Source organism: Ruegeria sp. C10, assembly GCF_056537805.1.
Genome location: NZ_JBQFSC010000001.1, coordinates 877,167 through 899,005, shown reverse-complemented (window position 1 = coordinate 899,005; position 21,839 = coordinate 877,167). Strand labels below are relative to the sequence as shown.

23 protein-coding genes are annotated in these 21,839 nt (G+C 57.0%); 13 read left to right on the top strand and 10 right to left on the bottom strand.

Annotated features, from left to right (window positions below):
• Entirely contained in the window at window positions 1-759 is a 759-nt protein-coding gene (locus ACR0DE_RS04200) for a TVP38/TMEM64 family protein (protein WP_480503723.1), read from the bottom strand.
• Between the two features lie 268 nt (window positions 760-1,027).
• On the opposite strand from ACR0DE_RS04200, the gene rpmH reads away from it, so the two are divergent.
• The 12 genes from rpmH (at window position 1,028) to ACR0DE_RS04140 (ending at window position 10,720) form a co-directional block, all read left to right on the top strand.
• Window positions 1,028-1,162 (top strand): 50S ribosomal protein L34, encoded by a 135-nt coding sequence (gene rpmH / locus ACR0DE_RS04195; RefSeq protein ID WP_005980833.1) that lies wholly within the window; start codon window positions 1,028-1,030, stop codon window positions 1,160-1,162.
• A gap of 26 nt (window positions 1,163-1,188) precedes the next feature.
• The gene (rnpA, locus tag ACR0DE_RS04190; RefSeq protein ID WP_170392869.1) at window positions 1,189-1,614 is read left to right on the top strand and encodes a ribonuclease P protein component; all 426 of its coding nucleotides are present in this window, start codon (window positions 1,189-1,191) and stop codon (window positions 1,612-1,614) included.
• Window positions 1,611-1,844, top strand: a complete 234-nt coding sequence (gene yidD, locus ACR0DE_RS04185) for a membrane protein insertion efficiency factor YidD (RefSeq protein ID WP_170508727.1) — start codon at window positions 1,611-1,613, stop codon at window positions 1,842-1,844. The genes rnpA and yidD overlap by 4 nt, the downstream gene beginning before the upstream one ends.
• 38 nt (window positions 1,845-1,882) lie before the next feature.
• Window positions 1,883-2,767, top strand: a complete 885-nt coding sequence (ttcA, locus tag ACR0DE_RS04180; RefSeq protein WP_480751982.1) for a tRNA 2-thiocytidine(32) synthetase TtcA — start codon at window positions 1,883-1,885, stop codon at window positions 2,765-2,767.
• A 70-nt stretch (window positions 2,768-2,837) separates the two neighbouring features.
• A complete protein-coding gene (locus tag ACR0DE_RS04175; RefSeq protein WP_480751980.1) occupies window positions 2,838-4,379 on the top strand; it encodes a putative bifunctional diguanylate cyclase/phosphodiesterase in 1,542 nt (513 codons plus the stop codon).
• A 126-nt stretch (window positions 4,380-4,505) separates the two neighbouring features.
• A complete protein-coding gene (gene yidC / locus ACR0DE_RS04170) occupies window positions 4,506-6,329 on the top strand; it encodes a membrane protein insertase YidC (RefSeq protein WP_480751977.1) in 1,824 nt (607 codons plus the stop codon).
• Window positions 6,326-7,063: an MOSC domain-containing protein gene (locus ACR0DE_RS04165; RefSeq protein ID WP_170733981.1), complete on the top strand. Its 738-nt coding sequence runs from the start codon at window positions 6,326-6,328 to the stop codon at window positions 7,061-7,063. The genes yidC and ACR0DE_RS04165 overlap by 4 nt, the downstream gene beginning before the upstream one ends.
• Window positions 7,060-7,713 (top strand): ribosome biogenesis GTP-binding protein YihA/YsxC, encoded by a 654-nt coding sequence (gene yihA / locus ACR0DE_RS04160; protein ID WP_170392875.1) that lies wholly within the window; start codon window positions 7,060-7,062, stop codon window positions 7,711-7,713. The genes ACR0DE_RS04165 and yihA overlap by 4 nt, the downstream gene beginning before the upstream one ends.
• Before the next feature lie 147 nt (window positions 7,714-7,860).
• The gene (argB, locus tag ACR0DE_RS04155; RefSeq protein ID WP_170424570.1) at window positions 7,861-8,724 is read left to right on the top strand and encodes an acetylglutamate kinase; all 864 of its coding nucleotides are present in this window, start codon (window positions 7,861-7,863) and stop codon (window positions 8,722-8,724) included.
• Window positions 8,725-8,781: 57 nt separating this feature from the next.
• The gene (locus tag ACR0DE_RS04150; protein WP_480752571.1) at window positions 8,782-9,573 is read left to right on the top strand and encodes a sterol desaturase family protein; all 792 of its coding nucleotides are present in this window, start codon (window positions 8,782-8,784) and stop codon (window positions 9,571-9,573) included.
• Complete coding sequence (locus ACR0DE_RS04145) at window positions 9,573-10,226, top strand: ferredoxin (protein ID WP_480752569.1); 654 nt, start codon at window positions 9,573-9,575, stop codon at window positions 10,224-10,226. Before ACR0DE_RS04150 ends, ACR0DE_RS04145 begins: the two co-directional genes overlap by 1 nt.
• Window positions 10,223-10,720, top strand: coding sequence for a SixA phosphatase family protein (locus tag ACR0DE_RS04140; protein ID WP_480751973.1), 498 nt, complete (start codon window positions 10,223-10,225; stop codon window positions 10,718-10,720). The genes ACR0DE_RS04145 and ACR0DE_RS04140 overlap by 4 nt, the downstream gene beginning before the upstream one ends.
• A gap of 47 nt (window positions 10,721-10,767) precedes the next feature.
• Here the strand turns inward: ACR0DE_RS04140 and ACR0DE_RS04135 are convergent, their stop codons facing one another.
• From ACR0DE_RS04135 to ACR0DE_RS04095, 9 genes are all read right to left on the bottom strand, one after another.
• On the bottom strand, window positions 10,768-11,559 hold the full coding sequence (locus ACR0DE_RS04135) for an amino acid ABC transporter ATP-binding protein (RefSeq protein WP_304621965.1): 792 nt from the start codon (window positions 11,557-11,559) through the stop codon (window positions 10,768-10,770).
• Between the two features lie 12 nt (window positions 11,560-11,571).
• The gene (locus tag ACR0DE_RS04130) at window positions 11,572-12,927 is read right to left on the bottom strand and encodes an amino acid ABC transporter permease (RefSeq protein ID WP_170392880.1); all 1,356 of its coding nucleotides are present in this window, start codon (window positions 12,925-12,927) and stop codon (window positions 11,572-11,574) included.
• Between the two features lies 1 nt (window position 12,928).
• Window positions 12,929-14,197 carry an ABC transporter permease subunit gene (locus ACR0DE_RS04125; RefSeq protein ID WP_170392881.1) on the bottom strand — a complete coding sequence of 423 codons (1,269 nt, stop codon included), beginning with the start codon at window positions 14,195-14,197 and terminating at the stop codon, window positions 12,929-12,931.
• Between the two features lie 124 nt (window positions 14,198-14,321).
• Complete coding sequence (locus ACR0DE_RS04120) at window positions 14,322-15,341, bottom strand: amino acid ABC transporter substrate-binding protein (RefSeq protein ID WP_170392882.1); 1,020 nt, start codon at window positions 15,339-15,341, stop codon at window positions 14,322-14,324.
• A 206-nt stretch (window positions 15,342-15,547) separates the two neighbouring features.
• A complete protein-coding gene (locus ACR0DE_RS04115; protein ID WP_170392883.1) occupies window positions 15,548-16,255 on the bottom strand; it encodes an ATP12 family protein in 708 nt (235 codons plus the stop codon).
• A gap of 4 nt (window positions 16,256-16,259) precedes the next feature.
• A complete protein-coding gene (locus tag ACR0DE_RS04110; RefSeq protein WP_170392884.1) occupies window positions 16,260-16,931 on the bottom strand; it encodes an HAD-IA family hydrolase in 672 nt (223 codons plus the stop codon).
• Entirely contained in the window at window positions 16,928-17,971 is a 1,044-nt protein-coding gene (locus ACR0DE_RS04105; protein WP_480751969.1) for an RluA family pseudouridine synthase, read from the bottom strand. The genes ACR0DE_RS04110 and ACR0DE_RS04105 overlap by 4 nt, the downstream gene beginning before the upstream one ends.
• 104 nt (window positions 17,972-18,075) lie before the next feature.
• A complete protein-coding gene (locus tag ACR0DE_RS04100) occupies window positions 18,076-19,389 on the bottom strand; it encodes a replication-associated recombination protein A (protein WP_480751967.1) in 1,314 nt (437 codons plus the stop codon).
• A 3-nt stretch (window positions 19,390-19,392) separates the two neighbouring features.
• Entirely contained in the window at window positions 19,393-20,778 is a 1,386-nt protein-coding gene (locus ACR0DE_RS04095) for a trypsin-like peptidase domain-containing protein (protein ID WP_480752567.1), read from the bottom strand.
• A gap of 228 nt (window positions 20,779-21,006) precedes the next feature.
• On the opposite strand from ACR0DE_RS04095, the gene budA reads away from it, so the two are divergent.
• Window positions 21,007-21,795: an acetolactate decarboxylase gene (budA, locus tag ACR0DE_RS04090; RefSeq protein WP_480751964.1), complete on the top strand. Its 789-nt coding sequence runs from the start codon at window positions 21,007-21,009 to the stop codon at window positions 21,793-21,795.
• The last annotated feature ends 44 nt before the right edge of the window (window positions 21,796-21,839 follow it).

The window sequence follows — 21,839 nt, the reverse complement described above, 5'->3', positions numbered from 1 at the left end:
TCAGGAGCCCTTTCGACCACGGAGGGATTTGATGACAATCGGCAGCGCTGCCAGCGCGCACAAGCCAATAATTGGCCCGATCACGAAGGGTTCCCATAACAGCGAGACATCCGGGGTTTCGCCGCGATCAAAGACACCACCCAGCCCAACACCGATCCAGGTATAGACAATCCCACCAGGGATGATGCCCAGCGCCGTCGTAATCAGGAAGTTTCGGAACTTTACCCCAACCAATGCGGGCACCAGATTGGCAACGAAGAAGGGCACCACAGGTACAAGACGCAGCAGGAACAAAACCGAGATTTCATTCTCACGCAGCCCGTCCTTCAGTTTCTTGACCGTCCCTTCCGAGGCTTCAAGCTTGGCGGTCAGAGATTCACCCAAACCCCAGCGTGCGGCCAGAAAGATCGTCGAAGCGCCTATGGTTGCGGCAAAAACATTAAAAGCCGTTCCTGCAAGCAACCCGAACAGGAACCCACCGGTCATCGAAGCGACCGCAGCACCGGGTAACGAGAAGGCAACAATAATGATGTAAATCCCTACGAAAGCTGCCGCCATCGCCCAGTAGTTTGAATCGCGCCAGGCCAGCAGAGCCTCGCGATTGTCACGCAGGGTTTCAAAGGTCAGATAGTCGCCCAGCGCAAAGAACCCCACGGCGGCAACGGCAAGAATCACCGCCAATGGGATATGACGCGCCAGCCCGTTGCGCGGGATCTTGGTGGTTTCGTTCATCTGGGTAGCAGGTTCTTGTTCATTCATCTTGCCCACAACATGCGCCGCCCGCGCGCGCTGCAACAGAGGCCTCACGGGGCCTTGATGTTTATGGCACTTAATGTGAGGGATACGCGCTCTGAACCCGGTTTTTGAAATCTTTTGCCCGGGCAGATTACAGATTTGTTGCAAAACGCACCAAAACCCCCACCTAGGGGTTTGACTTACCCCCCGCTACCCAGTAGAGGACGGGCTTCGAACACTAGGGCTAGGCGAATCCGCGCCGCACCCACCGCTATAGATTGGAGACGGAGCGATGAAACGCACCTATCAGCCTTCGAACCTGGTTCGCAAACGCCGCCACGGTTTCCGCGCGCGCATGGCCACCAAAGCCGGCCGCAAAATCCTGAACGCACGTCGCGCACGCGGCCGTAAGTCGCTGAGCGCATAAACCGCTCGACCTTTCAGGTTATGAACATGACGCCGCCGGAGGCCCCTGAGGATGGTAACAACCAGCCGAGGGTGATGCCCCCGGCGGCGTCCGTTTGCGCATCTGAATCATTGACCGTACTGCAGAATCGCTCGGACTTTCTGAAAGCCGCGCGGGCCAAACGGCAAGGCACTGCATCGATGATGGTGCAGGCGCGTAAACGTGGCGCTGATGAGGCTGCGGGCATTCGCATCGGGTTCACCTGCTCAAAGAAGGTCGGCAATGCCGTCGCCCGCAACCGCGCCAAACGCCGCCTGCGTGAAGCCGCGCGGGCCGTATTACCTATTCATGGGCATGCGGGCTGGGACTACGTGTTGATCGGCCGCGCCGAGGTTACCGCTGCACGGCCCTTTGATGCGCTGAAAGACGATTTGCGCTATGCGCTGCGCAAAATACACGGGGGTGGCAAATGACCCTCTTTGCCCATCTCCTCGCACTGCCCGTCCGGGCCTACCGGTTGATCTTCAGCCCCTGGGTTGGATTCAACTGCCGCTATCAGCCGACTTGTTCCGCCTATGCACTGGAAGCGCTTGATAAACACGGCGCCATCAAGGGCGCATGGCTGGCGGCGCGCCGGATCGGGCGCTGCCATCCGTGGGGTGGCGATGGCTATGACCCTGTGCCCGACGACGAACGACCCTGACCCTTGCCCGGTTCACCCAACTGCGATAGGCCCCGCCCATGTTTGATGAAGCCGACGATATCCATCCGCTTTTTGCCGGTGCGCCTTCAACCACCGAGTTCAAGAAGCTGCGCAAGCGCATCGTGCGCCAGACGCGCGAGGCCATTGAGCAGTACGGCATGGTGGACCGCACCGCCGAAGGTAAAACACCCCGCTGGTTGGTCTGCCTATCGGGCGGCAAGGACAGCTATACCCTTCTGGCGGTGCTCTACGAACTGAAATGGCGCGGTCTGCTGCCCGTGGATCTTCTGGCCTGCAATCTGGATCAGGGGCAACCGGGGTTCCCGGCAACAGTCCTGCCAGAATTCCTAGACCGTATGGGGGTGCCACGTCGGATTGAGTATCAGGACACCTATTCCGTTGTGATGGACAAAGTTCCGCAGGGCCGCACCTATTGTGCGCTGTGTTCACGCCTGCGTCGGGGCAACCTCTATCGTATCGCGCGCGAGGAAGGTTGTTCCGCAGTTGTGCTTGGCCATCACCGCGATGACATCCTTGAAACCTTTTTCATGAACCTGTTCCATGGCGGTCGTCTTGCAACCATGCCACCAAAACTGGTGAATGAAGAGGGTGATCTGTTCGTCTATCGCCCGCTGGCCCATGTGGCCGAGGCGGATTGCGAGAAATTCGCCAAGGCGATGAACTATCCCATCATACCCTGCGATCTGTGCGGCAGTCAGGACGGGCTGCAGCGCCAACAGGTCAAGCAGATCCTCGATCAGTGGGAAAAGAACAGCCCCGGCCGGCGGCAAGTGATGTTTCGGGCATTGACCAATGCGCGGCCTTCGCATCTTCTGGACCCAAAACTGTTTGATTTCGCAAATCTTTCGATCGATCCGATTCAAAAAGACGAAAATTCAGACGATATTCCCCAGTTACGTTAACGCCTGACTCAGATTGATTTCCTACGGTTGGCTTGCGCGATCCTAGCCCAAGCTGAAGGCCGTAAAACCTATGCGGAAATTCCTCTTTGTCGACCGTTGTTCCGAAACGCTGCGGATATTTCTCACCGGACCGCAGGTTCTGGCATTTATTCCCGCGGCGTGTTTAGCCGCCTTCTGGTTGGGCGGTGAACGTGCACTTGTTACCACGGCTTTGGGTTTGCCCCTTGCTTTTGCCGTCATCGGAAATTGGGGAAGCCGTTCTTATACAGCCCGCAGTTCAGGTATGCGCCCCAGCGGCCTGATTCCATATGACGTATTCCAATCAGAGTTGGAGGCGTTGAGTGAATCGGTCAGCAAATCAGGTGAGAATGCCGCCTGTATCGCAATTGCTTTGGACGGCTATGCCGAGCTTCAGGATCTGCACGGTCAGGCTGCCGCCACTCATGTAAAGCAGCAATTCAGTGATCGTATCCTGTCGATCATCCGAAATCAGGACATCTTTTCGCAGATCGATCAGAACCGGTTTCTCATTGGCCTGCATCCCTCCCCACATCTTGATCTGGAAGCCTGCATTCAAATGTCTGGCCGCATCCAAAGCGCAGTCGAAGAGCCGCTTTTGTTGAATGGCACAGGAGTTTACCAATCCTGCTCAATCGGGTTCTGCCTGCATTCAGACCTGCGACAGGCCGAGGCTGATGAGTGGATTGGCGCCGCCACCGCTGCACTATCCGAGGCGCAAAGAAGCGGTCCCTCCACCATACGTGCCTATTCAACCGCGACCCGTCGGCGATCCCTGGTCCGAGCCAATTTGAGAAAAGAGTTCGAGGCGGCATTGGACAATGGAGAGATTCGGCCCTGGTTTCAGCCTCAGGTTTCAACGGATAATGGGAACATCACAGGGTTCGAGGCTTTGGCAAGGTGGGAGCATCCAATAAAAGGTGTTCTCAGCCCGCAGGTATTCCTGCCCTTCGCCGAGCAAGCCGAACTGATGGAGCGGCTAGGCCAAATCATGCGTCACCATGCTTTTGAAGCGATGCAAGCTTGGGATCGTGCAGCATGCGTTGTGCCCCGGATCGGTATCAATTTCTCATCCGATGAGTTGCGCAATCCCGGCTTGATCGACCGCCTGAAATGGGAGTTGGATCAGTTTGATTTGACACCGGATCGGCTGGCGGTTGAGATTCTGGAAACCGTGTTCTCGCGCAGGCCAGATGACGTGATCACGCGGAATGTAACCGGCATGGCTGCGCTTGGATGCTGTATCGACCTGGATGACTTTGGAACCGGACATGCCTCGATCGCCTCGATCAAGCGGTTTGACGTCTCGAGGATCAAGATTGATCGGACGTTTGTCACCAAATCCGATCAGGATCCCAGCCAGCAGCAACTGGTCAGCGCCATTCTGACCATGGCTGAACGCCTGAATCTCGAAACGCTCGCTGAAGGTGTGGAAACGCCCGGCGAACACGCGTTGATGGCGCAATTGGGCAGTAACCACGTTCAGGGGTTCGGAATTGCAAAGCCAATGCCATTTGAGCAGACCCTGGATTGGATCGCGGCGCATCGTGCCAAGATCAGGGGTGCATCCAAGATCGGTCGCAAAATGGGATGAAATCTGCAATTACGGTGCGCCAAATCCAGCGCCGGAACGATTTGATGGGCGATTCCGCTTGACCTTTGGGGCTGCACTCTGTTGAACCCACCGGGTGTGTTTCACTGCTCAAGGTGGCTGTCCCCGATGGACGATCAGAACAAAAATCTCATCCTTGCAACCGCGCTCAGCTTTCTGGTGATCCTTGTCTGGTTCGTGCTGTTCCCACCGCCGGAATCAACCACGACGCAGGACGCTGCAGAAATTGCAGATCTGGAAGGCGACGAGGTGCAAACACCCAGCGCGACCAGCACCGTGGGTGAAGCCACAGCGACCGCCGAGGAAACACTGCCAGAGGAACAAGCCCCTCGCGTCAACATCGACACCCCCCGTCTGAAAGGCAGCCTGTCCCTGTCCGGCGGGCGGATCGATGAGCTGTTTCTGAAAGATTACAAAGTCTCGATCGAAGAAGGCGCGCCTATTGTTGAGCTGCTGTCTCCGGTTGGTTCGGAATCGGCTTATTATGCCGTTTACGGCTGGGCACCGGGTACAGGAGTTGCAGGTGCGGATGTCCCGGGCCCCAACACGCTCTGGACATTGGAAGAGGGTGAGACGCTTGGCGTAGACAGCCCCATCACGCTGGCCTGGGACAATGGCAATGGCCTGACTTTCCGCCGCACCATCGCGGTCGATCAGGACTACATGTTCACAGTTATCCAATCGGTTGAAAACGCGACCCAAACCGAGGTGGGCATGGCACCCTATGGCATTCTTGCGCGCCACGGTATTGGTGAAGATGGCGACCTTCCGGGCCTGAAAAACTTCTTCATCCTGCATGAGGGTGTGATCGGCATGGCGGACGGCACGCTTTCCGAAGTTGACTATGGTGATGTCCGCGATTTTGACATCGACCCGAACGAACGGGCGCAGGCCGAGGTCTATCAGGTCAAGGAAGATGGCTGGATCGGCTTCACGGATCACTACTGGATGACCACGCTGATCCCAGAGCCGGGCTCGACCTTCAAAGCAGCCGCAAAATATGACTCGCGCCGCAAAATCTATCAAACCGAAACGGTGCTGCCGACGCTGACCGTAGCGCCGGGTGAGACTGCCGAAGTGACCACACGCCTGTTCGCTGGTGCCAAGGAATGGGAAGCCATTCGGGAATACCAGGCAGAAGGCGTACAGAAATTCATCGACAGCATCGACTGGGGCTGGTTCTTCTTCCTGACCAAGCCGATCTTCTGGCTGCTGCACAACATCAATCTGCTGATCGGCAACATGGGCTGGTCCATCATCGGCCTGACCCTGATCATCAAGGCGATCCTGTTCCCGCTGGCGTTCAAATCCTACGTTTCGATGGCCAAGATGAAGGAACTGCAGCCCCAGATGGAGGCCTTGAAAGAGGCCGCAGGGGATGACCGCCAGAAGATGCAGCAAGGCATGATGGAGCTGTACAAGAAGGAAAAGGTTAACCCGGCCGCAGGCTGTTTGCCGATCCTGATGCAGATCCCCATCTTCTTCTCGCTGTACAAGGTGATTTTTGTCACCATCGAACTGCGTCAAGCCCCATGGTTTGGCCCGTTCCAGGACCTCAGCGCTCCGGATCCGACCTCAATCTTCAACTTCTTTGGCTGGCTGCCTTGGGCGGCACCGCAGCCTGAAAGCTTCATGGCGCTGATCTTTATCGGTATCCTACCACTGCTGCTGGGTATCTCGATGTGGCTGCAGCAGAAACTGAACCCGGCACCGACCGATGCAACACAGGCGATGATCTTTGCCTGGATGCCATGGGTGTTCATGTTCATGCTGGGCGGATTTGCCAGCGGTTTGGTGGTCTACTGGATCGCGAACAACACGATCACATTTACCCAGCAATACCTGATCATGCGGAGTCAGGGCTATACGCCCGATGTATTCGGCAACATCAAATCAGGCTTCAAACGAACGCCAAAAACGGACGACAAATGAGCGGTTCGGTCACCAGCATTTGGCGGCACCCGATCAAAAGTCACGGGCGTGAACGCCTTGATCGCATTACCATGATCCCCGGGCATACCATGCCCGGGGATCGTGTTTGGGCGGTTGCACATGAGGCGTCGAAAGCGGATGGATCGGAATGGGCACCCTGCGCCAATTTCAGCCGAGGCGCGAAGGCCCCTCAGTTGATGGCAATCTCGGCGCAGCTGCAAGGCGACTCGGTCACGCTGAGCCATCCCAATCGCCCCGATCTAAGCTTTGAGCCCGACGTGCAACAGGATACCTTTCTGGACTGGGTCAAACCGCTGATGCCTGCAGATCGCGCTGCGTCTGCCCGCATTGTCCGCGCCGCTAATCGCGGCATGACGGACAGCGATTTTCCTTCGATCAGTTTGTGCAACATGTCGTCGCATCGGGCGGTCGAACAGAAGCTAGGCAGGGATCTTTCTATCGCTCGCTGGCGCGGAAATATCTGGTTCGATGGCCTGCCGCTGTGGAATGAGTTCGACTGGATTGGCCGCGACATCCGGATCGGCGAGGCCGTTTTTCATGTGCGCGAACGCATCACGCGGTGTTTGGCGACAACCGCCAACCCTGAAACGGGTGAGCGGGATGCCGACACACTGGGTGCGCTGAGCAGCTGGGATCATCAGGATTTTGGCGTTTATGCCGAAGTTCTGGAAGGCGCCACCATTCACACCGGTGACGAGGTTCAGGTTCTATGACCACACTTCCCTTTCCACTAGCTGAAACTCCAGATGAATTCGCAACGGAAACCGGTCGAAAGCTGTTTGCCGGGCCATCCGAATTCGTCAAAGGCGTCGTTGCCATGGATGGCCTGCCTGCCCCCGATCGGCTGGAGGTATGTTTCGCCGGGCGTTCGAATGTCGGTAAATCCAGCTTGATCAACGCGCTAACGGGCACCAAGGGGTTAGCACGTGCCTCGAACACGCCGGGGCGTACACAAGAGATCAACTTTTTCACGCAAGGGCCTGAACTCTATTTGGTCGACCTGCCAGGGTACGGCTATGCGAACGCGCCGGTGAAGGTCGTGGAAAAATGGCAACGTCTGCTGAAACAGTATCTGAGTGGACGTCAGACCCTGCGCCGTGCCTTCGTCCTGATCGACTCGCGCCACGGGGTGAAACCTGTGGACGCCGAGATCATGAAGCTGCTGGATACCAGCGCAGTGACCTTTCAATGCGTTCTGACAAAGGCCGACAAGGTCAAAGCAAAAGACCGGGAAAAGGTGCTGGACCAGGTACGCGCCGCGCTTTCAAAACATCCTGCGGCATTCCCGGAGATCGTGTTGACCTCATCCGAGAAGGGCGACGGCATTCCGACCCTGCGTTCGATCATTGCGCATCTGGAGTGACGCTGTTCAGCAATATACAAGTCATGAGCTAAGGAAGCCGGGTCGCGCCCATCGGGTACGGCCCGTTCAGATTGGCTGTTTCCGCGATCCGGTCTTGGCACCATCCTCCAAACGCCCTAACACAGGGTCCCAGAGGGACAATCAGCCATGAAGACACGAGATATGAACCGGGATTGGATCGCCACCGCCGCCACATTGAACAGCGCCCTGCCCTATCTGCAGCGATACGACGGTGCGATTGTCGTCATCAAGCTAGGTGGCCACGCCATGGGCAGCGACGAAGCCATGGAAAGCTTTGCGCGCGATGTGGTGCTTATGCGTCAGGTTGGCGTAAACCCGGTCGTCGTGCACGGCGGTGGCCCAATGATCAATGCGATGCTCGACAAACTGGATATCCAGTCCAAGTTTGTGGGTGGTAAACGCGTGACGGACAAAGCCACAGTCGAAGTGGTCGAAATGGTCCTGTCGGGCCTTGTGAACAAGCGGATCGTGCAGGCGATCAATGCGCAGGGTGGCATGGCTGTGGGTCTGTCGGGCAAGGATGCCCATTTGATGATGTGCGAACAGACCGACGCCTCGCTCGGGTTTGTCGGCACACCGTCCGAGATGAACCCCAAAGTCCTGCATGACCTGTTTGCGCATGATGTTATCCCTGTGATCGCGCCGCTGGGCGCAGGTCGGAATGGCGAAACCTTCAATGTGAATGGCGACACTGCAGCCGGGGCGATCGCCTCAGCTCTTAAGGCAGACCGCCTGCTGCTGCTGACCGATGTAGCGGGCGTCAAGAACGCAGCAGGCGATGTCGTGACCGAGCTCAAAGCTGGCCAGATTCGTGAGATGACGCGTGAAGGCACTATTGCGGGTGGTATGATCCCAAAAACCGAAACTGCGCTGGACGCGCTGCATAATGGCGTTCGGGCGGTCGTTATTCTGGACGGGCGCGCGCCCAATGCGGTACTGCTCGAACTGTTTACGGAACACGGTGCCGGATCCTTGATCCGTCCTGATTAACGCCATAGTGATCTTCAACATCTTGCACCGGGCATTAACATGCCCGATTGTGAATGTATGGAGAACGAGCCCCTATTTCGCCTAAGCGTGTTTTTGATCCTGTTTGTTTTGTTTGCGGCGGCAGAGACAATTGCGCCAAAACGCTTACGAACCTGTTCGCGAAAAAATCGGTGGCTAACCAATCTATCAATCACTGTTTTGAACACACTGATGCTCAGGACTATGGCGATTGGGTTGCCCTTATTGGCAGTTGGCGCTGCCATTGATGCCGGGAAAAATGGATTGGGCGTTTTTAATTGGCTCGCCTGGCCAGGGTGGGTTGAGCTTATTCTGTGTGTGCTGATTCTGGACTTTGCAATCTGGCTACAGCATCTGATTACCCACAAGGTGCCAATCCTTTGGCGGCTACATCGTGTGCATCACGCCGACCGAGACATGGACGTCACTACTGCAGTCCGCTTTCACCCGGTTGAAATCGCGTTGTCCATGATCCTGAAAATCGGGCTAATCTATCTGCTCGGCGCCAGCGCCCTGGCTGTGATCCTGTTCGAGATCCTTCTTAATGGCACAGCGTTGTTCAATCATTCAAACTTGAAGCTCCCCCTTGCCGTTGACGCTGTGGTACGTAGGATTCTTGTGACACCCGATATGCATCGCGTACATCATTCGGTATTCCGAAAAGAGCATGACAGCAATTATGGCTTTGCACTGTCTATCTGGGACCGAATGCTGGGGACTTACATCGCACAACCTCGGGACGGGCACGAACAAATGAGCGTGGGATTGGAATGGCAGGACGATCGACCAACAAAACTGGGCTGGAGCCTGGCTCTGCCCTTCCGCCGTTGATGACCTACGCCAATCTCGAACGAGCAGCCACTCAGGTTGGGCTGATAGTTATGGGTGCACTTCATCCAAGGCCCAGTGAAGCAAAGCAACTTAATGACGGAACCCTGATCCTTCTGGGGGCTGCGGGGGCATTCTGGCCTGCTCTGAAGGCCTCGGCTGAGTGGCAGGATGGCCAACCCGACCCGGTTGATCGCTGGTCCAGACGGGTGATCGGCCAGCTTGCGCAGGACATGAGGGGCACCGCCTACTATCCGTTCGGCGGCCCACCATACGCACCCTTCATTGACTGGGCACTTAAGTCCGGTCGCACCTTCAGCAGTCCGGTCGGGGCCCTGGTGCACGATACGGTAGGGATGATGATATCATTCCGTGGTGCGTTGCATTTTGCGGATGAGTTTTCAATTCCATCCGTGTCTCAATCGTCACCTTGCACAGAATGCCCCGCGCCTTGTGCAACAACCTGTCCGGTTGGGGCATTGAACACCCACAGCTTCTATGACGTGGCAGCCTGTCATGATCATCTCGATACCAAGGCGGGACACAGCTGCATGAACAAAGGCTGCCTCGCCCGGCTCGCCTGCCCTCTCAGCGCCGGCGCAGAGCGCCAGCCAGAGCAATCTGCGCATCACATGAAAGCATTTCACCGATCATGACCCGCACACTGATCCTAATGCGCCATGCCAAGTCCAGTTGGGGCGATCCCTTTGCCGAAGATCACGACCGCCCGTTGAACAATCGAGGACGCAAATCGGCCCCCGCGATTGGGGCGTGGCTGCAAAGCAATGGCTGGCTACCGGATGACGTTATCTGCTCAAGCGCCAAGCGCACGCGGGAAACGTGGGACAGATTGGGGCTGAGCACCCCGAAAATCCGCTTTACCCCCGCCTTGTATCTGACAGGCCCCGATGAGATGTTCGCCGAATTGGCCACAGCCACCGGCGATACCTTACTAATGCTGGGGCATAATCCCGGCATCGCTGCATTTGCAAATCGGCTGATACGCAACCAGCCCGATCATTCGAGATTCTACGACTATCCGACTTGTGCAACGACTGTAATCCGGTTCGATATCCCCGACTGGAATGCGCTCGAATGGCATCAGGGTGAGGTTCTGGGCTTCACGATCCCACGCGAGCTGCTGGAATAGAAAAAGGCGAGGTCGACACCCCGCCTTCTTAGTTTTCTGATCCGAATTTAGTGTCCCAGAATCTGGCTGAGGAACAACTTGGTCCGTTCGCTCTGCGGGTTGTTGAAGAACTCTTCCGGTTCGTTCTGCTCCACAATCTGACCGGCATCCATAAAGATCACGCGGTTGGCGACCTGGCGGGCAAAGCCCATCTCGTGGGTCACACACAGCATGGTCATGCCTTCCTCGGCCAGTTCGATCATGGTGTCGAGCACCTCTTTGATCATCTCAGGGTCCAGCGCCGATGTAGGTTCATCGAACAACATGATCCGCGGCATCATGCACAGCGAGCGGGCAATCGCCACACGCTGCTGCTGACCACCCGATAGCTGACCGGGATACTTGTCGGCCTGCTCAGGGATCTTCACCTTTTCCAGGAAATGCATCGCGCGCTCTTCGGCCTCTTTCTTGGGCGTCTTGCGCACCCAGATCGGGGCCAGCGTGCAGTTTTCCAGAATGGTCAGGTGCGGGAACAGGTTGAAGTGCTGGAACACCATGCCAACCTCGGACCGGATTTTGTCGATGTTTTTCAGGTCATTCGACAACTCGGTCCCATCCACAATGATCGTGCCCTGCTGGTGTTCCTCCAGCGCGTTCAGGCAGCGGATCAGGGTAGACTTGCCCGACCCCGACGGCCCCGCGATCACGATCCGCTCGCCCTGATTGACGGTCAGATTGATATCGCGCAGCACGTGGAAGGCCCCGTACCACTTGTTCATGTTGGTGATTTCGATGGCGATTTCGTCGCTCACCTGCATTTTGGAGCGGTCGATTTCGCGTTCAATTGCAAGTTCAGACATGTGTTGAACTCCTTAACGGTGGCCAGTCTGAAGCTTGCGCTCCAGGTACATGGAATAACGGGACATGGAGAAGCAAACCACGAAGAACAGAACGCCGATAAAGGCAAACAGTTCCCAGTAGACGCCGTTCCAGGCGGTATCGGCGCGGATGCCGTTGGTCAGGCCAATCACGTCGAACAGACCGATGATCGAGACCAAAGTCGTATCCTTGAAGATACCGATGAACGTGCTCACGATGCCCGGGATCGAGATTTTCAGCGCCTGTGGCATGATGATCAGCCGCTGCGCCTGCCAGTAGTTCAGGCCCAGACTGTCTGCGCCTTCGTACTGACCACGCGGCAGGGCAGCCAGACCACCCCGGATCACCTCGGCCATATAGGCGGCCGAGAACAGGGTCATCATGATCATCACCCGCAGGATGATGTCAAAATTAGTGCCCGGCGGCAGGAACAGGTTCAGCAACAGCGATGCCACAAACAGCAGGGTAATCAGCGGCACGCCCCGAATGAACTCGATAAAGCCCACGCACAGGTATTTGACGATCATCAGATCGGACTGACGACCCAGCGCCAGCACGATACCGATAGGCAGCGAAACACCAATGGCCACGACACCCAACAGGATCGCTAGCATAAAGCCACCAAAGTCGCGGCTTTCCACCGGCGCGATACCGATCGGAATGATTGCATTGATTGCGTCAGCCACGGAACCGGCAGCAAACAGCCACCATAGTATGGGCAGCGCAATCGCAAGGATAATCGCGGCAAGAGACCCAGCAACCGGAAGCGCAAACTTGTACGCGAAATACCCGATGGCAAATCCGGCGGCGACCATGAGCGGCCCCCAGATCGACCCACCCCACATCAGCCAAGGCAGCAGGAACGGATAAGCCGCCGTTACAATCAACAGCTTACGCGGCACCTTAGTGAACAACACTGGCGCAATAGCAACCAACAACAGGATGAAGGTCAGGTTCGGACGGAAATAGGCCGGCCATGCCCCTGTTTCAGGCGGGTTCGACCATGTGGCATCCGGATGCGCCGGATACGGCGGATAGAACCCATATAGCAGCTGTAGCCAACGATCCTTGATCACACCCCAGCAGGCATGACCATGCGTATCGCCCCACGTAGCCATCATGATCTCACGACATTCCGACAGGGAATTGGCGTTCCAAACGGATTCGAACGTCCAGGACAGGATGTTGGAGAGCACATAGTAGATGAAGACCAGCGAGACGATTGTCAGGATGGCGTTCAGCCAGCTTGAAAACAGGTTATGCTTGATCCAGCCCAGTACACCGACCTCTGAGGCGGGTGGTGCCTGTTCCGGCAACATTTCCGTGCGGACAAATGAAACATCACTCATATTACCGCTCCACCAGTTTGACACGGTTGTTGTACCAGTTCATCACCGCCGAAATGCTCAGCGAGATGGACAGGTAGACCAGCATCAGCAGCAGAACGCATTCCAGCTCGCGACCGGTCTGGTTCATGGTGATGCCGCCCAGCGTACCCGTGATGTCCATATATCCGACCGCGATCGCCAGCGACGAGTTCTTGGTCAGGTTCAGATAGTTCGAGATCATTGGCGGGATGATCACCCGCAACGCCTGCGGCAAGATCACCAGACGCATGGTCCGGCCCGGGCGCAGGCCCAGTGCGGATGCGGCCTCGGTCTGACCCTTGGAAATGGCCAGAATACCGGCGCGCACGATCTCGGCGATGAATGCCGCAGTGTACAGCGACAGGGCCAGCCACAAGGCAATCAGCGAGTTACGAAGGTGGGTACCGCCGCTGAAGTTGAAGCCTTTCAGCTCAGGGTAGCCCAGGTGAAAACCCAGAACGCCCAGCAGGATGGCTGATGGCACGAACAAAAGGCCCAGTTGGATGTGCCAGATGGTCGGGCGATCGCCAGTCTTTTCTTGCGTTGAATTGGCCCAGGCCGAAACCTTGCGCATCGCAAAGATGCTGCCACCAAACACGATCAGGAAGGCGATCAGGTCAAGCGAAACATCAAAGCGCAGGCTTGATGTACCGAAAAGGTGGATATCGCCCAACCCGCGCGAGAACAGAAACTCGGGGATATAGACCCCGCGATTTGTGACCGCGACCGTGCCAAAAAGATCCATCGTGGCTTCGGGGTTTTCACCTCGGAAGGCGCGCGGTGCTGGCAGGCTTTCAATCAGGATCGCCATGGCGAACACGATCCAAAGCAGCACTGGAACGTTACGGAACATCTCGACATAGACCGTCATGATCCGCGCGATCAGCCAGTTATTCGACAGGCGCAAAACACCGACCATGACACCGATGATCGTTGCTGTGATACAGCCCAGAACTGCAACAACCAGAGTGTTTAGCAGGCCTATAAACGCCGCGCGCAGATGGGTATCGCGCGAGTCGTATTCCAGCAGGCGTTGGTTGATGTCATAGCTGGCCGGTTCGGCAAAAAAGTCGAACCCGACTGTTCTGCCCAGCGTTTCAAGGTTCTGAATGGTGTTGTTGATAATCCAGGCTGCCAGAAGCATGAAACCGATCATCGCTATGACCTGAATGGTCGCAGATCGGTACCGCGTATCATAAAGGAGCATGGACAGCCGGAAGTGCTCCTTCGGCGGGTCAGTGAGTGTCGTCATGACCTATGTATATCCCCGTGCATCCCGGATGTTGGCAGAGTTTGCCTCTGCTCAGATCGTTCCGGGCGTGTTTCTTATGGAAGGAAAAAGGGCGCGGGTTCCCCCGCGCCCTTTTCCGTGGATCTTAGCGGAAAGGCGGTGCGTACAGCAGGCCACCATCGGTCCACTGTGCGTTCAGGCCGCGTGCCAGACCGATCGGGGTTTCCTCGCCGATGTTCTTGGCAAACACTTCGCCGTAGTTACCGCCGACTTTGATCGCGCGCTGTGCCCAGTTCGCGTCAAGACCCAGCATCTCACCCAGCGTACCTTCGGTACCCAACAGGCGGTTTACCTCTGGGTTGTCGGTGGCACCGCTGGACATCTCGTCGATGTTCGCCGAGGTTACACCCAACTCTTCCGCTGCGATCAGTGCGTTCAGGGTCCAGCGGACCACATCGCCCCACTCGTGATCGCCATGACGGACAAGCGGGCCCAGCGGCTCTTTCGAGATGATTTCGGGCAGGATCACGTGGTCGCCTGCGTTTTCAAAGGTGGCGCGCGTAGCAGCCAGACCCGATGCGTCGGTGGTGTAAACGTCACAGGCACCAGCCAGATACTGCTGCTGCGCTTCGGCGTTGGTTTCGATCGGAACCGGCTCGTAGCTCATGTTGTTGATGCGGAAGAAATCCGCCAGGTTAAGCTCAGTTGTGGTGCCGGTCTGGATGCAAACGGTTGCACCGTCCAGTTCCTTGGCCGAGCTGACGCCCAGTGCCTTGGGAACCATGAAGCCCTGACCATCGTAGTAGTTGATGCCGACGAATTCGAACTTCAGGTCGACGTCGCGGCTGAAGGTCCACGTGGTGTTACGGGCCAGCATGTCAATCTCGCCCGAAGCCAGCGCGGTGAAACGTGTTTTACCGGTGGTCGGGATGAACTCAACGGCGCTTGGGTCGTCCAGAACGGCAGCGGCTACCGCGCGGCATACGGCCACGTCAAAACCCTGCCACTCACCATTGGCATCGGGGCTGGCAAAGCCGGGTACGCCGGTTGCGACGCCGCAGTTCAGCTTGCCGCGGGCTTTCACGTCGTCAACGGTACCCGCTGCAGCTGCGCCAGCAGCCAGGCCGGCAATGGTTGCCACGCCCAAAATTACGGATTTTTTCATTTTTACCTCTTCCTGATTTTCCATCCCTGAATGGAACGGTTCGATCCGGCGCATAGGCGCCAGAAAGGTTACCCAAAAGGTGTCTCCCCTTTAGTGGCCCGAGTTTGGGCGTATTCATCAACAAACGTCAAGGGCTGGATCAGGGAAAACGATAGGTCTTTTCTGCCAGAATCGGACACAAATTCACGATTTGACGAGAATCCGTCTCAGAACGAGAGGTCAAAGAACTGCTTTGCGTGCAGAAAGGCGGCCCGTTTCACTTCGGCGGCAGCATGTGCCTCATCGTCGTGGCCCCATTGTTCGATCTGCCAAAGCTCGTCCAGCCGAGAAATGCGCCATATCTCGTCCGGTTTGCGCCAATTCTGCGCAGCGGCAAAACCAAGAATCAATGACCCCGACAGGCTGACGAGGTCATGAAACGCCGCCAGCTGGAACGCATTCAGTCCATGCACCCGGTCACGCAGGCCTTGCAGCACCTCGGCAGCTTGCGGTTGATGCACCACCCCTGCACGCGGGATCAACCGCGCGCCCAGCGCGTCCGCAGCCCAATCCAATGCAGGATCCCAGGCCTCGGACTGCCGCTGCTGCAACGTTTCGGGATGGGTCGCCCGATAACACAGCAGATCCGAGTCGCCGTAATCGGCCAGCATATCGGCAACCTCACCATGCTGGTGCCGCACCTTGTCGATCGCCGCATTGGCCGAACGGGTGAATGGCATCGTGGTCGGATCGATTTCCTTTTCCTGTGCATCCCATTCCCGTGCAACGGCCTCGGCCATGGCACGCGTGGGCAGGTCCAGCGCAGCCTTGGCGGGCGTTTTGACCCGTCGACCATCCAGTTCAACCGTATAGCCCACGTCGGTCTCAACGACCGTGCTTGTCGTCCAGAAGCGTTTGGGTTTCCAGTCGCTCATCTCTTTAGCCCCAGATCTTGGCCAGTGCGCCTGGCAATTCTTCGAATGTTTCGATCACATGTGTCGCAGCCGTCAGTACCCGACGATCGTGATAACCCCAGCTGACACCGATCCCGGCAACCTGCGCGGCTGCGGCCATATCCATGTCAAAGCTGGTGTCGCCCACCATGACGGCTTGCGCAGCCGGAACGCCCGTTTCAGCCAAAGCTGTTTCTATCATCGACGGGTGCGGCTTGGACGGGTGGTGATCTGCAACCTGACGAGTAATAAAATGCTGCTGCAACCCATGCCCTTCAAGCAGCGCATCAAGCCCGCGCTGAGATTTGCCTGTGGCCACTCCCAAAAGAACCTCGGGCTGAGCGTGAAGAGCCTCAATCACTTGGCGCGCACCGGGATACAGCGGCGAGCTTGCGGCGCCCTGCTCCAACCTTTGCGCGTGATAGGCCTGCTTATATCCGTCAACCAATGCGCTTTGTATCCGTTCGGATTGATCTGCTGCCAGACGCGCCATTGCATGGGGCAGAGATAAACCGACGATGGACAGGATGGCGTCACGATCCGGGACCGGCAGTGACTGCGCCTGAAAACAGGCGGTCATTGCCGAAACAATGGCACCCTGACTATCGACCAGAGTGCCATCCACATCAAACAGGACCAGCCGCAATGGAGCGTTCATCGCAACTCCTCAAACGGATCATCTGCAGCGAGGTCTTCGGTCCAGCCCAGCGTATCCCAGCTGTGTTTCATATGATCCGGTAAAGGCGCCGTAAGCGAGATGGGTTTGCGGGTCATCGGGTGTTCAAAGGACAGGCTGCGGGCGTGGAGATGCAGCTTTTTGCTGATGATACCTCCCAACTGCGCGCCCCAGCCGTCGCCGAGGTTTTCCTGGCCCGAGCCACCGTATTTTCCATCGCCTATTATCGGATGGCCGATCGCAGCCATATGCGCACGCAGCTGATGAGTTCGCCCCGTCACCGGCTCCATCGCAACCCAGGCGGCTCGCCCTGCAACGCGATAGAGCGTTGCAAAGAGCGTATGCGCGCGTTTTGCGCCGGGCGTATCGTTCACCTCGCTCGGATGAACAGCGATCATCTTCTCGCCTTCGCCATGCTTACCATGCCCCGGTGCCTTGACCAGCCCGGTCTTGATTTCGCCCAGGTACGGAGTTGGAACACCAGCTACCAGCGCCCAATAGATCTTTTGGGTGTTTCGGTGCCGGAAGGCTGCCGTCAGCCCTTTGGCGGCCTCGCGCGTACGGGCCATCAGCAGAACACCAGATGTGTCCTTATCCAAACGATGCACAAGGCGCGGGTTCTCGTCATACCCAAAGCGCAACGCTTCGGACAGGCTGTCCACATGGCGGGTTTGACCGCTGCCACCCTGAACTGGCAAGCCATGCGGCTTGTTCAGCGCCAGCACGTGATCGTCTTTATAAATCACGCAAGACTGGATCATCTTTGCGTCAGCGTCCGAAACACGATGCTTTACGACAGCGGGCTTATGGTCGGCGTCTGGCAGCGGCGGCACGCGCACAGACTGCCCGGCCTCTAGCCGCGTCGAAGCTTTGACCCGACTGCCATCTACGCGCAGTTCACCCTTGCGGCACATTTTCTCGATCCGGCCCTGGCTGACATGAGGAAACAGGCGGCGCAGCCAACGATCCAGCCTCTGGTCGCCATCGCCCTCCGCTACGGTGATCACCTGTACGCCGCTCATGCCATTGCCCCTTGTTCCGCACGGCTGATCCGCCCGGATTGTGCTTGTTTCAGTGCCTTAGAAATCATGCGCGTCTGTCGCGCGCATCGGGTGCAGAGTCAAGTCTAGCCCTGATTGCGTTGCGTTCTCAGCTTGGCGAAGTATTCCAGCCGTTTTTTCAGCTCGCGCTCAAAACCACGCTCTACCGGCTGATAGAGAACCGGGCGCTTCATATCATCCGGGAAATAGTTCTGACCCGAGAACCCATCTTCGGCATCGTGGTCATAGGCATACCCTGCACCATATCCCTGATCCTTCATCAGCGATGTCGGAGCGTTCAGGATATGTTTGGGTGGCGGTTCACTGCCCGATTGCTTGGCCAGCCGCATCGCCGCCTTATACCCCACATAGGCCCCGTTAGATTTCGGAGCGAGCGCCAGATACACCAACGCCTGCGCCAGTGCCAACTCGCCCTCGGGCGAGCCCAGTCGTTCGTAGGTTTCCCAACTGTGCAGGCAGATCGATTGCGCCTGAGGATCGGCCAAACCGATATCTTCAACCGCCATCCGCGTGATCCTCCGCGCCAGATAGCGCGGGTCTTCGCCGCCAGTCAGCATCCGCGCAAACCAATACAGCGCCGCGTCAGGGTCCGATCCACGCACCGATTTGTGCAGGGCTGAGATCAGATTATAATGCTCATCCCCCGATTTGTCGTATTTTGCGGCCCGCCGCATCAGGCGCGTCGACAATGCATCCGGGTTCAGATCGGCGTCCACTTTCCAAGCAGCAACCTGTTCAATCAGGTTCAGTAGTGCGCGACCGTCGCCATCCGCCATCTCCTGCAGCGCCTCGCGGGCGGCAGACGTTAGCGGCAAGGCGCGGTCAAGCTCTTTCTCGGCGCGTTGTGTCAAACGCTCAAGATCAGCAAGGCTAAGGCGTTCCAGAACCAGCACCTGAGACCGGCTGAGTACCGCCGCGTTTAACTCGAAGGAAGGGTTTTCGGTCGTCGCGCCAACCAGGAGGATCGTGCCGTCCTCCATATGCGGCAGAAACCCGTCCTGTTGCGCTTTATTGAAACGGTGGATTTCGTCAACAAATAACAAGGTGCCTTGCCCGTTCTGACGACGGATTTTAGCAGCCTCAAATACCTTCTTCAGATCCGGCACACCGGTAAAAATCGCGCTGATCTGTACGAAATGCAGATCGGTCTCCTGCGCTAGCAACCGGGCGATGGTTGTCTTTCCTACACCCGGCGGGCCCCAGAAGATCAGGCTGGACAGGCTACCTGACGCGAGCATCACCCCCAATGGCGCATCTGGTCCCAAAACCTGCTCTTGCCCGATCACCTCAGACAGGGATTGTGGGCGCAAGCGATCCGCAAGCGGCCGGTGCGGCGACGCGGCTGGTTCCGCAGAACCGGTATCGAACAAATCACTCACGGATCACAACCGAAACCGCAATGAGATTAACCGGCTTCCCCGCTCAATCTCCATCTGTACCCGGCGAACTGGATCGGTCAGTGCCTGAACGATATCCTCCGGTGTCTCGGTTCTGGTTCCGTTGATACCTTTTACGACATCGCCCACACGCAATCCTGCGCGGCCGCCATAGCGGCTCGGATCAACCACTACGACGCCGGTCTGAGACAGCGACAAGCCAAGCTTTACGATCACCGCCGGATTTACACCCGAAACGATCAGACCTGGCATGACCGTATCCTCGTCCAGCGTAGTCTCATCCGCCGCAGGCGTTTCAGGCGGTTTGATCAGCGCCACTTCAATATCCGAGCGGTCTTCGCCCCGCAGCCGAGTCAGGACCGACTTTCCACCTACCCCGGCAACAGCCATGCGAAATTTCATCTCGGCCGGAGAATTCACCTCGTCCCCGTCGACATGGGTGACCACATCGCCGACCCGCAGACCCGCTTCTACCAGCGGACTCAGTTCATGTAAGTCAGAAATCACCACACCGAGTGGGATGGCCATACCCAGAGACTCGGCTATATCCGCGCTCATGTGTTGACCGGCCATTCCTGCCCAAGGACTTACGAAGCTTTCGTTGCCAGACTGCGCCTGCCGCAGGAATACGGCTACCAAATTGGCCGGAATGGCAAAGCCGATACCGTTCGACCCGCCCGAGCGGGTCAGGATTGAAGTATTGATACCAATCAGATCACCATTCACATCGATCAGCGCGCCACCGGAATTGCCCGGGTTGATCGCCGCATCGGTTTGAATGAAGTACCCTCGTGCGTTTCCGGTTGCAGTTCCGGTGCGCGCCAAACCTGAAATAATACCTGACGAAACAGTTTGGCCGACGCCGAACGGATTGCCGATCGCCAGCGTTAATTCTCCGACCTCGACCTGATCGGAATCGCGCATCTGCAGGAAAGGCAGATCGTTTGCCTCTTCCAACCGCAAGATTGCAATGTCGCTTTCTTTGTCGCCCAAAACCACCTCGGCAGTGAATTCACGACGGTCGGTAGTCACGACCTGAATTTCCGATGCCATCCCCACAACGTGGTAGTTTGACACCACATACCCATCACCAGTGAGGATCACGCCAGAGCCGAGCGAATTCTGCACACGGGGGCGTGGCGTCCCAAATCCACGGCCAAAGAAGTCCTGAAAGAACGGGTCAGAAAACAGCGGATTTGCCCGCCCTTCGCGCACAATCTTGGCGTAGATGTTCACAACCGCCGGGGCAGCCTGCTTTACGACAGGGGCGAACCCGAGGCTGATTTCGGTCTGGCTTTTTGGTACCTGCGTCTCTGCGGCTGCCGGTATTGCGCCCATCAGCAATACTAGGGAACACAATAGTCTTAGCATCATCGGCCCTCCGGCAATATCGCCAACCGGATATGCGGGGCCGATGCAAAGATTGCAAGCGACATAACCCGCTGCCTTCGACAATGCCGAGGACCTACCGCTTTCTTTTGAGCTATTCGCACAAATATCCTGCTTGAGCATTATGGCTTCGCAAAGCGTTGCAAAAGTTTCACAGGGAGTTGTGCTATGTGTTGGACTTGGCGCTGAATCCAATCAGAGGGAACGACCATGCACAAAGACCGGGAATTGACCTTTGCAACGGCCCTTGCCTCTCATCATCAAAATAAGAGCTTTGTGCGGGAAGAGCACGCCCACGAGTATTACCAGGCCTCACTACTGAGTGCCGTCATGCAGGGAGTCTATGACGGGACTGTTTCCATCGGTCAGCTGCTGGAACACGGAGATTTCGGTCTCGGTACCTTCAACGCCCTGGACGGAGAAATGGTGGTGCTGGATGGTGTCGCTTATCGCCTGGATGGGGAAGGCAAAGCGACAATTGCGGATAACGGCGCGCTGACACCATACGCAGCCGTCATTGACTTTGAACCAACGATTTCGCTCGCGTTGGATTCTCCGATTAACAAATCCGGTTTCGAGGAGGGTTTAGATGACATGGCCGATGCAAAGAACCTGTTTTATGCGGTTCGTTTCACCGGATTGATCAAACACATTGGGTATCGAAACGTGTTGAAACAGGAACGGCCATACAAACCTTTGCTGGAAGTGGTCAAAACGCAGGCCGAGTTTGAATTGGAAAACGTGGAGGGAACTATTCTCGGGTTCCGCTGCCCTGACTACGCAGTCGGGATTGGCGTGCCGGGTTACCACTTGCATTTCATCTCTGACGACCGGACCACCGGTGGGCACGTACTTGATTATACATTGACCCGGGGAAAGATCGAAATCGATCACACCTCGTCTCTTCATCTGGAACTGCCAGAGACAGAGGATTTCTCTGACGCCAATTTGTCCGCGGGAGCGTCAGCGGATGGTATTCTGAAAGCCGAAAGCAATTAAATTTAGATGGCCTTTGATTTTCACACGGAGCAAAAGAAAACCCC

Bases quoted from the DNA above. Each gene is read 5' to 3' on its own strand.
- ACR0DE_RS04200 (WP_480503723.1), bottom strand. From the start codon at position 759: ATGAATGAACAAGAACCTGCTACCCAGATGAACGAAACCACCAAGATC.
- rpmH (WP_005980833.1), top strand. From the start codon at position 1,028: ATGAAACGCACCTATCAGCCTTCGAACCTGGTTCGCAAACGCCGCCAC.
- rnpA (WP_170392869.1), top strand. From the start codon at position 1,189: ATGACGCCGCCGGAGGCCCCTGAGGATGGTAACAACCAGCCGAGGGTG.
- yidD (WP_170508727.1), top strand. From the start codon at position 1,611: ATGACCCTCTTTGCCCATCTCCTCGCACTGCCCGTCCGGGCCTACCGG.
- ttcA (WP_480751982.1), top strand. From the start codon at position 1,883: ATGTTTGATGAAGCCGACGATATCCATCCGCTTTTTGCCGGTGCGCCT.
- ACR0DE_RS04175 (WP_480751980.1), top strand. From the start codon at position 2,838: ATGCGGAAATTCCTCTTTGTCGACCGTTGTTCCGAAACGCTGCGGATA.
- yidC (WP_480751977.1), top strand. From the start codon at position 4,506: ATGGACGATCAGAACAAAAATCTCATCCTTGCAACCGCGCTCAGCTTT.
- ACR0DE_RS04165 (WP_170733981.1), top strand. From the start codon at position 6,326: ATGAGCGGTTCGGTCACCAGCATTTGGCGGCACCCGATCAAAAGTCAC.
- yihA (WP_170392875.1), top strand. From the start codon at position 7,060: ATGACCACACTTCCCTTTCCACTAGCTGAAACTCCAGATGAATTCGCA.
- argB (WP_170424570.1), top strand. From the start codon at position 7,861: ATGAAGACACGAGATATGAACCGGGATTGGATCGCCACCGCCGCCACA.
- ACR0DE_RS04150 (WP_480752571.1), top strand. From the start codon at position 8,782: ATGGAGAACGAGCCCCTATTTCGCCTAAGCGTGTTTTTGATCCTGTTT.
- ACR0DE_RS04145 (WP_480752569.1), top strand. From the start codon at position 9,573: ATGACCTACGCCAATCTCGAACGAGCAGCCACTCAGGTTGGGCTGATA.
- ACR0DE_RS04140 (WP_480751973.1), top strand. From the start codon at position 10,223: ATGACCCGCACACTGATCCTAATGCGCCATGCCAAGTCCAGTTGGGGC.
- ACR0DE_RS04135 (WP_304621965.1), bottom strand. From the start codon at position 11,559: ATGTCTGAACTTGCAATTGAACGCGAAATCGACCGCTCCAAAATGCAG.
- ACR0DE_RS04130 (WP_170392880.1), bottom strand. From the start codon at position 12,927: ATGAGTGATGTTTCATTTGTCCGCACGGAAATGTTGCCGGAACAGGCA.
- ACR0DE_RS04125 (WP_170392881.1), bottom strand. From the start codon at position 14,197: ATGACGACACTCACTGACCCGCCGAAGGAGCACTTCCGGCTGTCCATG.
- ACR0DE_RS04120 (WP_170392882.1), bottom strand. From the start codon at position 15,341: ATGAAAAAATCCGTAATTTTGGGCGTGGCAACCATTGCCGGCCTGGCT.
- ACR0DE_RS04115 (WP_170392883.1), bottom strand. From the start codon at position 16,255: ATGAGCGACTGGAAACCCAAACGCTTCTGGACGACAAGCACGGTCGTT.
- ACR0DE_RS04110 (WP_170392884.1), bottom strand. From the start codon at position 16,931: ATGAACGCTCCATTGCGGCTGGTCCTGTTTGATGTGGATGGCACTCTG.
- ACR0DE_RS04105 (WP_480751969.1), bottom strand. From the start codon at position 17,971: ATGAGCGGCGTACAGGTGATCACCGTAGCGGAGGGCGATGGCGACCAG.
- ACR0DE_RS04095 (WP_480752567.1), bottom strand. From the start codon at position 20,778: ATGCTAAGACTATTGTGTTCCCTAGTATTGCTGATGGGCGCAATACCG.
- budA (WP_480751964.1), top strand. From the start codon at position 21,007: ATGCACAAAGACCGGGAATTGACCTTTGCAACGGCCCTTGCCTCTCAT.